Annotated in this window: 23 protein-coding genes; all 23 read left to right on the top strand. The window is 56.1% G+C overall.

The features are described from left to right. Positions 1-2: 2 nt before the first annotated feature. Complete coding sequence (locus tag DW937_RS15370) at positions 3-131, top strand: hypothetical protein (protein ID WP_279221240.1); 129 nt, start codon at positions 3-5, stop codon at positions 129-131. Further along, positions 118-336, top strand: a complete 219-nt coding sequence (locus tag DW937_RS01860) for a hypothetical protein (RefSeq protein WP_120119948.1) — start codon at positions 118-120, stop codon at positions 334-336. Before DW937_RS15370 ends, DW937_RS01860 begins: the two co-directional genes overlap by 14 nt. Then, positions 323-625, top strand: coding sequence for a hypothetical protein (locus DW937_RS01855; protein WP_133300955.1), 303 nt, complete (start codon positions 323-325; stop codon positions 623-625). The genes DW937_RS01860 and DW937_RS01855 overlap by 14 nt, the downstream gene beginning before the upstream one ends. Further along, the gene (locus DW937_RS01850; RefSeq protein ID WP_120119946.1) at positions 622-954 is read left to right on the top strand and encodes a hypothetical protein; all 333 of its coding nucleotides are present in this window, start codon (positions 622-624) and stop codon (positions 952-954) included. The genes DW937_RS01855 and DW937_RS01850 overlap by 4 nt, the downstream gene beginning before the upstream one ends. Beyond that, a complete protein-coding gene (locus tag DW937_RS01845) occupies positions 951-1349 on the top strand; it encodes a hypothetical protein (RefSeq protein ID WP_120119945.1) in 399 nt (132 codons plus the stop codon). Before DW937_RS01850 ends, DW937_RS01845 begins: the two co-directional genes overlap by 4 nt. After that, the gene (locus DW937_RS01840; RefSeq protein WP_120119944.1) at positions 1346-1585 is read left to right on the top strand and encodes a hypothetical protein; all 240 of its coding nucleotides are present in this window, start codon (positions 1346-1348) and stop codon (positions 1583-1585) included. Before DW937_RS01845 ends, DW937_RS01840 begins: the two co-directional genes overlap by 4 nt. Next, positions 1582-2142: a hypothetical protein gene (locus DW937_RS01835; RefSeq protein WP_120119943.1), complete on the top strand. Its 561-nt coding sequence runs from the start codon at positions 1582-1584 to the stop codon at positions 2140-2142. Before DW937_RS01840 ends, DW937_RS01835 begins: the two co-directional genes overlap by 4 nt. Then, complete coding sequence (locus DW937_RS01830) at positions 2129-2419, top strand: hypothetical protein (protein ID WP_120119942.1); 291 nt, start codon at positions 2129-2131, stop codon at positions 2417-2419. The genes DW937_RS01835 and DW937_RS01830 overlap by 14 nt, the downstream gene beginning before the upstream one ends. Beyond that, complete coding sequence (locus DW937_RS01825) at positions 2394-2654, top strand: hypothetical protein (protein WP_120119941.1); 261 nt, start codon at positions 2394-2396, stop codon at positions 2652-2654. Before DW937_RS01830 ends, DW937_RS01825 begins: the two co-directional genes overlap by 26 nt. Beyond that, positions 2638-3063 (top strand): hypothetical protein, encoded by a 426-nt coding sequence (locus DW937_RS01820; RefSeq protein WP_120119940.1) that lies wholly within the window; start codon positions 2638-2640, stop codon positions 3061-3063. The genes DW937_RS01825 and DW937_RS01820 overlap by 17 nt, the downstream gene beginning before the upstream one ends. A gap of 210 nt (positions 3064-3273) precedes the next feature. Beyond that, a complete protein-coding gene (locus DW937_RS01815) occupies positions 3274-3669 on the top strand; it encodes a hypothetical protein (protein WP_133300954.1) in 396 nt (131 codons plus the stop codon). 521 nt (positions 3670-4190) lie between these two features. Further along, entirely contained in the window at positions 4191-5192 is a 1002-nt protein-coding gene (locus DW937_RS01810) for a hypothetical protein (protein ID WP_120119938.1), read from the top strand. Continuing rightward, complete coding sequence (locus tag DW937_RS01805; protein ID WP_120119937.1) at positions 5189-5872, top strand: ParB/Srx family N-terminal domain-containing protein; 684 nt, start codon at positions 5189-5191, stop codon at positions 5870-5872. Before DW937_RS01810 ends, DW937_RS01805 begins: the two co-directional genes overlap by 4 nt. Then, the gene (locus DW937_RS01800) at positions 5863-7011 is read left to right on the top strand and encodes a phosphoadenosine phosphosulfate reductase family protein (protein WP_120119936.1); all 1149 of its coding nucleotides are present in this window, start codon (positions 5863-5865) and stop codon (positions 7009-7011) included. Before DW937_RS01805 ends, DW937_RS01800 begins: the two co-directional genes overlap by 10 nt. After that, a complete protein-coding gene (locus DW937_RS01795) occupies positions 6998-7525 on the top strand; it encodes a ParB N-terminal domain-containing protein (RefSeq protein WP_120119935.1) in 528 nt (175 codons plus the stop codon). The genes DW937_RS01800 and DW937_RS01795 overlap by 14 nt, the downstream gene beginning before the upstream one ends. Before the next feature lie 17 nt (positions 7526-7542). Next, on the top strand, positions 7543-7692 hold the full coding sequence (locus tag DW937_RS14810; RefSeq protein WP_165852857.1) for a hypothetical protein: 150 nt from the start codon (positions 7543-7545) through the stop codon (positions 7690-7692). Positions 7693-7837: 145 nt separating this feature from the next. After that, positions 7838-8410, top strand: a complete 573-nt coding sequence (locus DW937_RS01790) for a hypothetical protein (RefSeq protein ID WP_120119934.1) — start codon at positions 7838-7840, stop codon at positions 8408-8410. Next, positions 8403-10331 carry a terminase gpA endonuclease subunit gene (locus DW937_RS01785; RefSeq protein WP_120119933.1) on the top strand — a complete coding sequence of 643 codons (1929 nt, stop codon included), beginning with the start codon at positions 8403-8405 and terminating at the stop codon, positions 10329-10331. The genes DW937_RS01790 and DW937_RS01785 overlap by 8 nt, the downstream gene beginning before the upstream one ends. 10 nt (positions 10332-10341) lie before the next feature. Beyond that, entirely contained in the window at positions 10342-10596 is a 255-nt protein-coding gene (locus tag DW937_RS01780) for a hypothetical protein (RefSeq protein WP_097772604.1), read from the top strand. Between the two features lie 105 nt (positions 10597-10701). Continuing rightward, complete coding sequence (locus tag DW937_RS01775) at positions 10702-12309, top strand: phage portal protein (protein ID WP_120119932.1); 1608 nt, start codon at positions 10702-10704, stop codon at positions 12307-12309. After that, on the top strand, positions 12290-13537 hold the full coding sequence (locus DW937_RS01770; protein ID WP_120119931.1) for a head maturation protease, ClpP-related: 1248 nt from the start codon (positions 12290-12292) through the stop codon (positions 13535-13537). Before DW937_RS01775 ends, DW937_RS01770 begins: the two co-directional genes overlap by 20 nt. A 14-nt stretch (positions 13538-13551) precedes the next feature. Continuing rightward, positions 13552-13956 (top strand): head decoration protein, encoded by a 405-nt coding sequence (locus tag DW937_RS01765; RefSeq protein ID WP_120119930.1) that lies wholly within the window; start codon positions 13552-13554, stop codon positions 13954-13956. Between the two features lie 12 nt (positions 13957-13968). Then, positions 13969-15051, top strand: a complete 1083-nt coding sequence (locus DW937_RS01760; protein WP_120119929.1) for a major capsid protein — start codon at positions 13969-13971, stop codon at positions 15049-15051. Positions 15052-15075: the final 24 nt, after the last annotated feature.

Genomic DNA, 15075 nt, shown 5'->3' with positions numbered 1-15075 from the left:
CCATGGATGACCTGAAAGAATACGCTGACCGCCTCAAGTTTGAAATCATGGCGGCTGACTTTCTGACCACCGAAGACCGAGAAATGGTCTTTGACCTCATCGAGAAAGTGCTGGGTGATGACAATGCTTGATCAGATCTTCATCAACATTGCGCTGCTGGCCGTGGGCGTGGCTATCGGTGCCCTGCTGGGCGAAACCAGCCGGCAGCAGCATGACCGCCAGCTGTTCCGGGAGTACATCAACTTTATGACTGAATCGGAGCACAACAATGAGCTGCTGTTCCGGGAAGTGATTCGGTTTCAGACCGAGAAAGGAGCCGACCATGAGAAAGAGTAATCGCCCGCCGGAGCCCGGCGCACGTGGGCTTCTGCGCCTGACCTGCCCCTGCTGCGGCAAGGAGTTCGGTACATACCTCCACGTTGCGCAAATGTCCATCGGCTGCCGCTGCGGGGCTACGATTTCACTGGAACGTGGCCTTGCGCCGTATGAGTTCCAATGCAGCTGTTGCGAGTTCCACGCCAAGGGCAAGACCAACATTGCGGAACAGGAATTTACAGTGCCGTGCAAGTGCGGCAACCCCATCACGCTGCACTGGAACAAAGACACACGGAGGTACACGGAATGAACTGGGCAATTGTAATTCCTGTCGGCATCGGCATCGCGGTGCTGCTGTCCATCGCGCTTGTCGCAATCAATGTTTCCGGGCAGATCAGCCGGCAGGAAGAAGCCGACGAGGTCAGGTTCTACTGGGACAGCATGTTTATGTACTCCAAGAGAGTCAGCCCTGATGCCCCGCCGGACTATGAGGCCAAAACACTTTACGAGAACCGCAAGGATTTTTGTGCGGGATGTGCAGAGTACCACTTCTGCCGCAGCGCAACGATGGTTTACACGCATAGCCCGCGCAGAAACGGTTATCCATGGATCTGTCTGAAAAGGGGGTGTTCAAAATGACACTGGAAGAAGCACTGCGCTTTATCGACCCGGAAACCGATATGGACGCTCTGGCCGAGGCTGAGTATTATGGCGGATTCAATGGCAAGGAACAAGCTGCTCAAAAGCTGAAAGAAGCATCCCGCATGGTCGTTGACTTTATCCGTCGTGTATCGTGGCACGATGCCAAAACCCCGCCGCCTGTCCACGACGAAAGCTGGGAGAACGCGGGAGAAAAGCACTGCTGCATCATGAGCGAACTTGTGTGGGTCTGCTGCGAAAGCCGGAACACCATGAAGGGCTGGATTGAAAACGGCAAGTGGTACATCGAGGATGGCCGACCGGCGGCAGATACGCCCTATGGTGCTGTGAAGTTCTGGGCTCCGCTGCTGGAGCCGCCGGAGGTAGCGAAATGAAAATCATCACAGTTAAGCATGAGGTTTCGCCGGGGTATGGAAAATGTGAGTTCGGAGGAGATTTTTGGGGCAAAGAGGTATGCAAATACCATGCACTACGCACCCAAACTCACGGAAACAAGGCTCCGCCTGAATACAGGAAGCCGAAGTGCCTGCTGTTCAACTGCTGGCTCGAAGAGCCGTACAAAAAGTGCGAACCCTGCCGCAGGGCGTGCGCGGAGGTTGACGAAAAGTGAAAGCAGTTCTTTTGAGCATCCGGCCCGAATGGTGCAGCCGTATCTTTTCGGGCTGTAAAACGGTGGAAATCCGTAAGACAAGACCGGTCTCGTTGAAAGAACCTTTTAAGTGCTACATATATTGCACGAAAGGAACGAAATTTTTCTGCTGGAAAGCCGTTGACCATTTATATTTCGACGATAGGTCTCATAAGCTATTCGACCGCAGGGTTGACGGAATGGTTGTCGGCGAATTTATCTGCGATGACATCCGACGCATTGGCCCTGAATACTGTGTCGTCAAAGAAGATATCGAATCTGCAATTGCTGGAAGCTGTCTCACAGTACCGCAAGTCAAAGACTATGCCGGATGGAAGTCCGGGATGAGTTATGCAGATTTGAAAGACTTGTATGGCTGGCACATTTCCGACCTGAAAATTTATGACAATCCGCGCGAGCTGCGGCCGTTCACGGGCTTGCTAAACACGCGGTTTGGTGTGCGGCCTGTGGAAGCGCAGCGACCGCCCCAGAGTTGGTGCTATGTGCAGGAAATTGAGGTTGCCGATGGTAAAGCCTGAACCATGGGAAAACCCGATGCTGGATACCATGTGGAGCTTTATGCAGATGGGCGGGATGAAAGCCAACTACCCGGCTCTCAAAGAGGCCTGCATGGAACTGCGTCAGATGCTGATGCAGAAGACCGCCGGGCAGCGCAAGGACAGGTCGAAAGACCTGTCATGGGAAAACCTTGAACGGGTCAAGGTAACCATCATCTGTGAGGCCATGGCTCTGGTGCTGTCCGGCGAATACGAAGGAGGTAAGCAAACAGATGGAAATGTACATGGCAATCTATAAATGCCGCCTCTGCGGAAAAGAATTCTGTCACTCTGGAACAGGCGACAAGGACACGGCGGCCACGGCCACTATGTATACAGTTCTCGAATCTTCTGGCATCACCCCGCAGTTTGAATCTCCAAACGCGCCAACACAGTTTGAATTTCACAGCTGCAAGGATGGAAGCTACGGGATTGGTGATTTCTTGGGCATGAGAAAAACGGAAAAGGACGATGAAAATGAAGTACCGCATTGAGATCTCGGAAGAGCAGCTGCGCGTCATCGGGCTGGCTGTGGACGAGTATATGAGGCTACGCATGGGGCAGTTCGATGATTTGGCTGAAGATCTGGCGTATGACGGCATACCCCGCGTCAAAGCTCTCACTGGAAAGTACACTTACGATACCGCTCTTCAAAAGCGGTGTAGCAACATCAAGAATTTGTTTGATGCCGCCTACAAAATGGCTTTCCCGCCGCGTGGCTACCGTGGACGGCAGCATGATTCATGGGGAACGTGCATTGACCTCGTCCACGCCATCGAGCACCAGCAGTGGCTTGATGCGCCAGAGGATAAAAAAGAGGCACCCGGCACCACATATCGCTCTCATGGGCCTGTCCCTCTGGGCCGGGAACCGTACCCGAAAATCGAGAGGGTGGACGAATGAACTGTATGTCTTGTGCGCATTACATTCCTCTCGACCCGCCCATCTGGCGCATCGATTCGCACGGCCAGACCTACAAGGTGCCGGGATTGTGCAAAATTGGAGCGGACCACATAATTTCTGGGATTCCTGTCTATCTTCCAACGGCAAAATGTGATAAAATAACAGAAGCACCGTTGCAAAACGGCAGCTGAATTATGACGGAGGTAGGCTGTGACATTACAGGAATTGTCCAAGTATTATGACATTCAGATGACCCTCGAAAAAGACCGTGAGGCCTTGGAGAATCTTCGGCAGAAAATCAATCCTGCCTCCCCACAGCTGACGGGTATGCCGCATACGCCCGGTGTTCGGGACAAGGTGGCAGATCTGGCTGTGGAACTGGCTGACATGGATGAGCGTGTCCGCTGGCTGGAGGAACAGGCAGCGGAAGAAAAGCCCAAGGTCGAGGCGTACTGCAAGAGCATCATGGATGCCCGGCTTTATCTGATCTTCCGGCTGCGGTTTGTCCGCTGCTACTCGTGGGCAGAAGTCGCTGGAGCACTCGGAAAGTGCTACACGGAAGCCGGGGTCAGCCGGATGGCCTACAACTACCTCGAATCACATTGACCGATAAGCCCTGCATTTGCGGGGCTTTTTATTTTTGCCCGAAAACTCAAACTCAACCTAAAATTTTCATAAAATACGGCCAAATATAGAAATGAGTTTTACATTTTGGCCGCCAAAAGTTAAATTCAAACTGAAAATATCAAAAATCAATGCAGATTGTTTCACACGGTGATGGACGGTGTAGGACGGTTTCACACGGCGTGTAATGCCGTACAATAAACAAGAACAAACAGCAACGAAGAAGAACGAAAATCAACGAGCAGCAACGACCAGCAACGCTTTGATATGGATTCAGATGACAACGGATGCTCCCGGTGATATGATTAGGATGCAAAATCCGAATCAAGCCAAGCGGTGCCTGCCAGAAATGGCGGGTGCCGCTATTTTTATACCTGAAAGGAGGATTCCGAGCCGCACGCTGCTCTCCTTTGCGTGTGGCATTACCGCAGCACCCCCGAAAAGCCGAGGTGCTGCAAGCTGGACATTTCGCCGTGCCCGGCCGCAAAGAAGGAGATTTTTCCATGTATCAGAAAATCAAGGCAAAATTCAAGGCAAACCCCACTATTTTCTACGCCTGCTCCATTGTTGCATCGTGGGCAGGAGTGGGCAGTCTGATGAACTTCCGCACGCTGGCCATCAACAACGGCGCAGCGGCGGCTATCATCTGGGCGGTGTTCAATTCGCTGGCCTGCATCCTGTTCGGTTTGTTCGCGGAATATATCCCGACAGTCCGGCGGCTGATGCAGAGCAAGGTGATGTTTTACTTCATCGGCTTCCTGACCGTGTTCCAGACGTGGACGCAGATGTCCGGCATCTATGAGATCTTCGGCGACACACCCATCGGAACCACCGGAGGCACACTTATTGTGTACGGCACCTGCATCGTCTTTCTGCTGTTGCTGCTCAAAGACGGCATGATTCGCAACGTGCTGTCGGATGGGTTTTCGTGGGTGGTGGTTTATGGCCTGCTGGCCGTTGTTGTCGTTGCTGCTCTGGTCTACACTCGCGGCAATTTCGTCAACATCGACCCCGGCCTGAACGCTGCCGGCATCCAGACAGGGCTCTACAAGGGCTTTCTGCTGCTGCCCGGTCCGTTCACCTATCCGTATTACTACTCCCTGTTCTCCTACAACGACAAGAACAGCGATGGCACCCGGCGCGGAAACATGAAGATGTCCTTTGTCCTTGCTGGCGTGATGTTCGGCATCTACATGGTGCTGGCCGCGCTGCTCACATGGGTCAATTTCAGCCCGCTGCTGAACACTATGAAGGCTATCCTTATCACCATCATCGCCCTGTCCTCTCTGTCCACCTACCTCTATTCGGAGTATCTGGTGTTCGGTGACACCATGGGCTTCATTCTGGACGTTATCACTGTGTGCTCGTGGCAGATCGTGATTCCGCTGGGTGTCATGGGCATCTGGACGCTGATGAGCGAAATCCGGCTCTACATCATCATTGCTGTGCTGCTGGCCTCGGTCGTGCTGCACCTCGTTTCTGACCGAAAGGAGGATGCACGATGAACATCACGGTAAAGAAACTGGCAGAACTGCATAAGCCTGCCCACAACATCCGCCGGCACTCCGATAAGCAAATCACCGAGTACATCCGCAGCATTGAGATGTTCGGACAGGTGAAGCCGCTGGTCGTTGCCGAGGATGGCGAAATCATTGCCGGCAACGGTCTGTACGAAGCCCTGCTCCGCATGGGTCGGGAAACCTGCGACTGTTATGTGATGGTCGGGCTGACCGATGTGCAGAAGAAAAAGCTGATGATGGCCGACAACAAGGTCTATGAACTCGGCTTTACCGATGTGGATGCCATCGAAGAACTGGTCAAGGAACTGGACGGCGATGTGGACGTTCCGGGCTGGGATGCTGACCTGCTGGAAATGCTGAACAGCACCACGGATGAAGCTGATGAAGTAATCGGCTCCTACGGCGATTTCCCGGAAAACGAGATCGCACCCATCAATCGCCATCAGGCAGAAGAACACATTCCGTATGCCGAAACCCCAACCTACCCGGTGGTTCACGCCCCACAGCTTGTTCCAGACGTCTCCGCTGCCCCGCAGCAGCCCTCCCCGGTGCTGGAGGCGTCTACACCTTCCGAACCGCAAACCACTGCTCCAGAGGCGGACAACAGCGTAGAGCGGCACAGGCGCATCCGTTGCCCGAAGTGTGGTGAACTGATATGCCTGTGAAAGTAGTGGAAAGCAGCATGAACGTGCTACAGGCGGCGAAGATCCGCATCCGCAATGTGTTCGCCTGCGGCTGCAAAATCTATCTGTCGTTTTCCTCTGGCAAGGACAGTCTGTGCATGGCCAATCTCGTGTATGAGATGATTCTCTCCGGCGAGCTTGACCCCAAACAGCTGACGGTGACGTTCATTGACGAGGAAGGGCTCTATCCCTCCATGGTCGATGCAGCACACCGCTGGCGGCGCAACTTCCTGTCGGTCGGCGCAAAATTCTTATGGTTTTGCTTGCCGTTCAAACAGGTGTCCGTAATCGACCATCTTTCCAGTTCCGAATCGTGGATAACGTGGGAACCGGGCAAAGAGGATGTGTGGATGCGGAAACCTCCTGATTTTGCCATCATGTACAGCCCGTATCTCCACTATGCCGGGGAGATGAACTATCAGACATTCTGCTCCAAGGCGTTCTCCGACGGCATCCAGCTTGTCGGTCTGCGCACCGCAGAGAGCCTGACCCGCTTAAAATGCATCGCCAACACCAAGATGGAGCGCATCACCCGCGGCGGCAAGTTCTATCCCATTTATGACTGGTCGGATTCCGATGTCTGGCTCTACATCAAAGAGCGAAACCTTGAATTCCCTGAAATCTATATGAGGCTCTATGAGGCGGGTGTCCGAAAGAACGCCCTCCGGCTGTGCGCGTTTTTCGGTGACTGCGGCACACAAGGCCTCCGCTGGATAGCTGAAACGGACAACGACCTGTGGGAGCGCATCCAGCGGCGAGAGCCCAATGCCTACCTCGTTCTGCTCTACTGGGATTCTGAAATGTTCCGGCGCACCACCCGCAAGCGTGGCGAACTGGAAGAAGAATCCGAGAAGAAGGACTACAAAGCCCTCTGCAAAGACCTGCTGTTCCTCCACCCGGAGAAGTACACCATCGCCAAGGACACTAAGTCGCACCTCGACCATTGGCGCGGACTGTTCATCAAGACGTATGGTATCGCCGAGGAGAAGCACTACAAGACCATGTATGAGGGGCTGCTGTACGGAGATCCCAAGATGCGTATCCTGCGCATCCTCTGGACCACCATCTATAACGACCACAACGCCCGCATCAAGGAGGAGCAGAACCATGGAAAACATTGACGTATTCGCACCGCTGGCATCCCTCCAGTGGGTAGACCGCAACACCATCCACGCCAACGACTACAACCCCAACAAGGTCAGTGAGGAGAACCTGAAGCTGCTGGTGCAGTCCATCCTGACCAACGGCTGGACGCTGCCCATCGTGGTACGCCCGGACGGAACCATCATTGACGGCTTCCACCGCTGGACAGTATCAGGCCGTGAACCGCTGCTGTCCCTGCTGGGCGGCAAGGTGCCTGTCGTAGTCGTAGACCATCACGGTGACGAGAGTGCCGACGTATACGGCACAATCACCCACAACCGCGCCCGCGGCACACACCTGCTCGACCCCATGAAAGCCATCGTGAAGAAGCTCATGGACGAGGGCAAGACCGTGGACGAGATCGGCAAGCAGCTGGGCATGAAGCCCGAAGAAATCTTCCGTCTGTCCGGCTTCACCAAAGACGAGTTCCTGAACATGATGACCAAAGACCATCCGACATACTCCAAGGCCAAGGTCATCCGCAGCATCTGAGAGAGGAGCGTATCACAATGCCTGTCGTAGACATCTACGTTAATAAGCCTGCGCCTGTGCAGGACATGGAGTTCACCTTCGTGTATGACCCTGCAATGGTTGAAGCTGCGCTCCACCCGCCCGACAGTGGGCAGGAGCAGCCGTTCAGTGCCGAAAAGGTACTGTGACGGGGGTACCCTACCATGAGCGGGCTCGTCGACCCCGAAATCGTGCTAGTTAGTAAGGGAAAAATCAGCCATTTCGTTACGCTTTGTATAACGAATTTCAAGGAATTTTCCAGATAGTTTTACCAGAAAAGGAGGTGGTTTCTGGATGCCTACAAAAGAAAGACTTGCTGACAGAAACGTGACCACCACCGAACTGGCTCTGATACTGGGAATCACAGGCCGCAGAGTGCAGCAGCTGACACAGGATGGTGTGCTTACCACCGTCAGCAGGGGCAAGTTCGTCTTGTCTGATGCCGTGCAAGCCTACATCGGCAGCATCTCCCGTGGCGGACTGACCAAGGAAGAAGCGGAGGAAGCCAAGAAGATTGAGCGGGTAAAGGCCAAAGCAGAGGCAACGCTCAAGACCAGCAAGGCCAAAATCGCACAGGCAGAAGCCAAGGAATTGTCCGGGCAGATGCACCGCAGCGAGGATGTGGCGGCCATGACCGCTGAACTTATCTACACCATCCGGGGTGCGCTGATGGCGTTGCCCAGCCGGGTGGCCATCAATGCCGCTGCTCTGTCTGACCCTGCTGAGGTTGCAGAGTATATGCGCGGCGAGGTCAATCAGATTGCGGAGGAAATTGCTCTGTTCCGCTATGACCCGGCCAAGTATGAGGCTCGCGTCCGGGAACGCCGGTCGTGGACTGATAAACTGGGCGGTGACGAGGATGAGTGACAACGCCGCAGTAGACCGCCTGAACGCTCTGGTGTCAAAGCTGGTAGCAGCTATTCGCCCGCCGCCCAACGTGACGGTCAGCGAGTGGGCAGCACAAAACCGCGTCCTGTCCCCGGAAGCATCTGCCGAACAAGGCCGCTGGCGCAACAGCAGAACGCCCTATCTGGTGGAAATCATGGACGCATACTCTGACCCGCGCATCCATCATATCGTTGTCGTTGCGTCCTCACAGGTCGGCAAGTCGGAGTTTGAAAACAATGTCATAGGCCGCACCATTGACGTTGACCCCGGCAGTATTCTTTTCATCCATCCCCAAATGACGGATGCCAAGGAGTACAGCAAGCTCCGTATCGCCCCCATGATACGAGACTGCCCTACACTGCGGGCCAAGGTCGCGGAGAAAAAGAGCCGGGACAGCGGCAACACGATTTTGCAGAAAAGTTATCCCGGCGGCATCCTGACCATGTGCGGATCTACCGAGGCGCACGCTCTGGCATCAAAGCCCATCCGCTATGTGCTGGGTGACGAGCGTGACCGCTGGGCAGTGAGTGCCGGCACAGAGGGCGACCCTTGGGAACTGGCAATGGCCCGGCAGACCACTTTCTACAACGCAAAGGCTGTGGAAGTCAGCACACCCACCATCAAGGGACACAGTGCCATTGCCAAGTCCTACGTCAAGGGCACGATGGAGCGCTGGGTATCCCAGTGCCCGCACTGCAAGGGATTCCATGAACTGCGTTGGGAAGATATTCGGTACGAGTATGACACCATCGAAACCCACGGAGAGAAAACCTACAAGGTCAAGGACGTGTGGTATCTCTGCCCGGAGTGCGCCTGCATTTCGGACGAAGTGACCATGAAGCGGGCACCAGCTCACTGGCAAGCGGAAAATCCCGCCGCCTATGAGAACGGTATCCGCAGCTTCTGGCTGAACAGCTTTGTTTCGCAGTGGGCGGCATGGAAAGACACCGTGCTGAAATACCTGAATGCGCTGGGCGACACCAAGAAGATGCAGGTCGTCTACAACACCCGTCTGGGGCTGCTGTGGGAAGATCGCGGCGATGTGCAGGACGAGGACACCATGCTTGGCCGCAGGGAGGAATACCCTGCGGAACTGCCGGATGGTGTGCTGGTGCTGACTGCCGGCGTTGACACACAGGATGACCGCATGGAGTACGAAATCGTGGGCTTCGGCCACTTCGGTGAAACATGGGGCATCGAAAAAGGCATCATCATGGGCCGCCCGGACAGTGACGAGGTCTGGCAGCAACTGGACGAGCTGGTTTTCGACCGCAAGCTGAAATTTGCTGACGGCCTAGAGCTGCCCGTTTCCATCAAATTTGTAGACGAGGGCGGCCATTTCACCCAAGAGGTGCGCCAGCGCTGCCATGACCGCATCGGCAAAAAGGTTTTCTGCATCAAGGGCTTTCCCGGCTCCGACCGGCCGTTCACAGGCCCGCCAAAGCAGGTGAAAATCACGGTGCAGAACCGCTACATCGGGATGTGCTGGCAGTACCAGTTGGGCGTTGACGCTGGCAAGCAAATCATCATGGACGATTTGAAAGTGCAGGAGCCGGGCCCTCGGTACTGCCACTTCCCACGCCGGGACGATTACGGCCTCGGCTACTTCAACGGCCTCTTGTCAGAGCATTTGATATACAAAGAGGGCCACCGCAACCCGTGGCAATGGGATAAAATCTCCGGCCATGAGCGAAACGAACCTCTTGACTGCCGAAACTATGCCATAGCGGCCTACAAGGTGCTGCCGAAAGACCTTGATGCCATCGACCAGGCGCTGAAAAGGCTGCGCGGCAAGGCACCAGAGGCACCGGCAGTCCCGGTGATAAATATTCAACAACCCGTCTCCCGTCCCCAGCCGCCCCCCGGCCGGAGGCGGGAGAACTTTTTAGACGACTGGTGAGGTGTGAGTTATGGATACCGTGACCATCAAAAAGCGGCTGGAGTTCCACACGAAGCGGCTTGATAACCTGTATGTGGCCTACAACAAGCTGCTTTCCGGTGGCGTGAAAAGCTATCGTCTGGACGACCGGGAACTCACACGTCTTGACCTCGGCAAGCTCAGCGATGAGATCAAAGATGCCGAGGAAAAGGTCGATGAACTGACCGCGCTGCTGAACGGCCAGAGTGCCCGCAAGGCATTCTCCGTTATCCCGCGCGATTGGTGATCCTTTAGGGTGACGGCCCGAAAGGGCCTTTGCCGCGGGCTGGCTGCTTTTTACTCCTTTCCCCAGCCAGCCCGCTTAGTTTGAAAATTACGGAGGCGATTACTCTTGAGTGTCAGATACCGCGTCACCGCTGCACCGCAGGCCAGCGGCTACAGCGAGGCGGGCGCATCCTACAAACGGCGTGCGCTGCGGGCTTTCTTCCCCAACAGCAGCTCTCCGAGCAGCGATATTCACGACAACGCAGATATTCTGCGGCAGCGGAGCAGAATGCTCTACATGAGCGCACCTGTTGCGACCAGTGCCATCAACACGAATCGAACGAAGATCGTTGGCACCGGGCTGACCTTGAAAGCGACCGTTGACCGAAACGTACTGGGGCTATCCCCGGAAAAAGCCAAAGAGTGGCAGAGTAAAACCGAGGCAGAGTTCCGGCTTTGGGCCGAAAACCGCCGCAGTTGTGATGCCATGGGGCTGAACGATTTCTACGGCTTGCAGCAGTTGGCCCTGAAAAGCTGGCTTATGAGCGGTGATGTGTTCGCCGTGGTGAAAATTCGTGACCCGGACAAGCTGCACCCCTACGGGCTGCGGCTGCATCTGGTGGAGGCTGACCGTGTGTCCACCCCGGATAAGCTCGGCGGTATGCTGGATGGCCTGGGCTATACCGAGGGCACAAACCCCAACACCGGGAACAAAATCTATGATGGTGTGGAAGTGGACAGCAGCGGCATGATCGTGGCCTACCACGTCCGCAACACATATCCGCATGAGTGGCGAAATGACATCACCAAATGGCAGCGAGTGGAGGCGGTCGGTGCGACAACTGGGCTGCCCCAGATCCTGCACATTATGGAGTCCGAACGTCCGGACCAGTACCGTGGTGTCCCGCTCATTGCCCCCATCATCGAACCGCTGCTCCAGCTTCGCAGATATACGGAGTCGGAACTGCTGGCAGCTCTGGTGCAGAGCTTCTTCACGGCATGGATTGTCACCGATACCCCGAAGAACGCTATCCCGTTTGACGAAACCGGTAGCGGAGATCTCGGCGGTGTTCCTGTGGACAACCCAAAGGCTGACAACGCCAGCCACAGCCCGAACGAGTATGAGATGGGGCCGGGTACGGTTGCGCACCTCGGCAAGGGCGAGGACATCAAGTTCGGAAACCCCAATATTCCCACCGCAGGGTTTGATACGTTCGTCAAAACGCTGTGCAAACTCATGGGTGGTGCCATTGAAATGCCGTATGAGCTGTTGCTGAAAGAGTTCAACGCCAGCTACTCGGCCAGCCGTGCCTCTCTTTTGGAGGCATGGGAAGGTATCAAGATGCGGCGTGCATGGCTGGTAGGCAGCTTCTGCCAGCCTGTATATGAAATTTGGCTTTCTGAGGCTGTGGCCCGTGGACGAGTAATCGCCCCGGGCTTTTTTGATGACCCTCTGGTGCGTGCTGCATGGTGCGGCGCACGGTGGATTGGGCCTGTGCAGGGCACCCTTGACCCGAAGAAAGAGGTCGAGGCCGCCGTGCTCCAGACCCATCACGGCTTCCGCACCCATGAGCAGGTCACGCGCGAGCTGGGCGGCGGCGACTGGGAGGACAATGTCGCAGAGCTGGCCCACGAAAATGAGCAGCTCAAAGCTGCGGGCAGCGAGGGCGTAATCGAAACCACAGAAAGTGTCACTACACAGGGAGGTAAAGAAAATGCCGAAAGCACCGAGTAGCACCCCGATGGTGAGCATCCAGCGGCCCTGCTATGCAATGGCCAGCACTGACGGCCAGAGCGCTGACATCACCATGTACGGCCAGATCGTGGACACGCAGCCCACGGATTGGTGGACGGGTGAGCCGATTCCGGGTCAGTACATCATTGAGAGCGAGTTCCTGTCCGACTTGCAGCAGGTCGAGCATTGTTCGGAGATCACCATCCGCATGGACAGCGTGGGCGGCGATGCTGGCGTTTCCATCCTGATTCACAACAGGCTGCGTGAGCTGACCGCCAAGGGTACGAAACTGACCTGTATTGTGGACGGCGTGGCCATGTCCGGCGGCAGCCTTATCATGTGCGCCTGCGATACCGTCAAGGCCAACCCATCCAGCCTCGTGATGATTCACAAGTGCTGGTCGCTCATCTGGGGCAACTACAACGCCGATGAACTGCGCAAAGCCGCAGATGCCAACGACGCATGGGATAAGAGTCAGGTTTCCATCTATAAGCGGAAGACCGGCCTCTCCGAGACCGTGCTTTTGCACATGATGTCCGATACCACCTACATGACCGGCAAAGAGGCCGTGGAAAAGGGCTTTGCAAATGAGCTGCTGGATGATGCCGAGCCGGTGGAGATCTCCGCAAGTGCCGACCGGCAGACCATCTACGCCAAGGGCCACGCCCTGCACCTGAGACCGGGCACAAAACTGCCCGGCAATATTCCTATGGCTAAAGCGGCTGCACCTGCGACCGCTACTGCAAATACACCGGCGGCACCCGCCGCCCAGTCCAACGAAGGAGGACATACCACTATGGCAACTACCATCGAGGAGCTTCGCAAGGAAAACCCGGAGCTGTGCCGCCAGCTTGAGCAGAGCGCTTCTGAACAGGCATCCCAGAACGAGCGCACCCGCCTGTCTGAAATTGACGAGGTGGCCAACCTGTTCGACCCGACTATGGTTCAGGAGGCCAAGTACGGCAAGGCCGCTTGCGATGCCCGTGAGCTGGCTTTCCGCGCTGCCAAGGCCGCAGCTGCGCAGGGCCACGAGTTCCTGAAGAAGCTGGCGGCCGACAATCAGGCATCCGGTGCCCAGGGCGTGGAGGCCGTGCCGGGCGCATCCGCAACCGGCGACCCGGAGTCCCTGCCCGATGCAACGGGCAATGCACCCAAGACCCCGGCTGAACGCATGGCTGCGGCTGATGCTGCCGTCGCTGCGCTGCTTGACGGGGACGAGAAAAAGTAAGGAGGAACACTACAATGACTGAGCTGAACAAAAGACTGGGCAGCATGGATTATGACGGCCTGATTGCCGACATCTATCCTAAGCTGGTGGTCAGCGGCGGCACCATCCGTAAGCTGGCCGAGGCTGCCACCATCAAGCGTGGCACCATTCTGGCAAAGTCCAGCGGCACTTCCGGCGATGGCAAACTGGTGGTGCTGGGCACCGCGGCCACTGGCGACGAGGTGCTGACTGCCAACTGCATCCTGTGTGATGACGTTGAGGTCGGCACGTCCGATGATGTGACCGTCCCTGTGTACCTGACGGGCTGCTTCAACACCAACAAGTGCATTGTGGCCGACAGCTACACCATGACCGAGGCTGACAAGGATGCCCTGCGCGAGGGCGGCATCTTTTTCAAGGCCGCTGCACCGGCACTGTAAGGAGGATATATCATGCCTGCTGAACTGAATTTTTTCGATACCTACACCCTGATGGCCGTCTATAAGAGGGTCGTCCCCAAGAAGACTTTCTTCCGTGACCGCTATTTCCCGACCAGCGACGAGGACATCTTTGCGTCCAACAAGGTTCTGACCGAATACATGGACGGCGACCAGAAGATGGCAGCCTTTGTTGCGCCTCGTGTCGGCGCAATCCCGATGGAGCGCATGGGCTACGAGATTCATGAGCTTGAGCCTGCATTCATCGGCATGAGCCGTGAGCTGTCCACCGACGACCTGACGAAGCGTGGCTTTGGCGAGGCCATCTATGCCAACAGTACCCCTGCACAGCGTGCGGCCAAGCTGACCCAGAAAGACCTGGCAGATATGGATGCCCGCATCGTTCGCCGTGAGGAGTGGATGTGCGCCCAGACTATGCTGGATAACGGCTGCACCATGCAGGAAATGATCGACAACCAGACCAAGGGCGATACGAAGGTTGTGAAGTTCTACAACCCCGGCCATGAGAACGACCACATCTATGTCCCTGCTGCAAAGTGGAACGAGGAAGGTGGCAAGTTCTTTGAGGATGTTGCTGCCATGTGTGATATGCTGTCCAGCCGTGGTCTGGCTTCCGCAGACCTGCTGCTGGGTGCCGATACCTACAATGCCATTCTGGATCTCGAAAAGGTGCAGCGCCTGCTGGACAAGAACTCTGGCATCATTGTGGGCCAGATTGAGGAGCAGCTCAGCCCGTATCATGGTGTGGTCTATGGTGGCACCCTGAACTTCAAGGGGCACAAGCTGAACCTGATCTCCGTTGACGAGACCTATGTTGACGATGAGGGCAAGGCGCGGCCTCAGTTCCCCAAGACCGATGCCTTGGTCACCGCTCCCGGCTGCGGCCACCTGATGTATGGTGCCATCACCCAAATCAACTACGGTGATACCAAGCATACCACCATCGCAAGTCGCCGTGTTCCGAAGTTCAGCCTCAATCAGGAGAACGACCTGCGCAAGACCATTCTCAAGGCCCGCCCGCTGGCTGCACCCCACAACTACTGCCCGTGGATCCGCGTCAAGAACGTGGTCGGCTAAGTCTGGCCAGAAAGGAGTATACCG

This window comes from Faecalibacterium sp. AM43-5AT (genome assembly GCF_003603345.1).
GTDB lineage: Bacteria > Bacillota > Clostridia > Oscillospirales > Ruminococcaceae > Faecalibacterium > Faecalibacterium taiwanense.
Note: the sequence above shows the minus strand (reverse complement) of the source record. Positions and strands in the feature narration are given on the sequence as shown.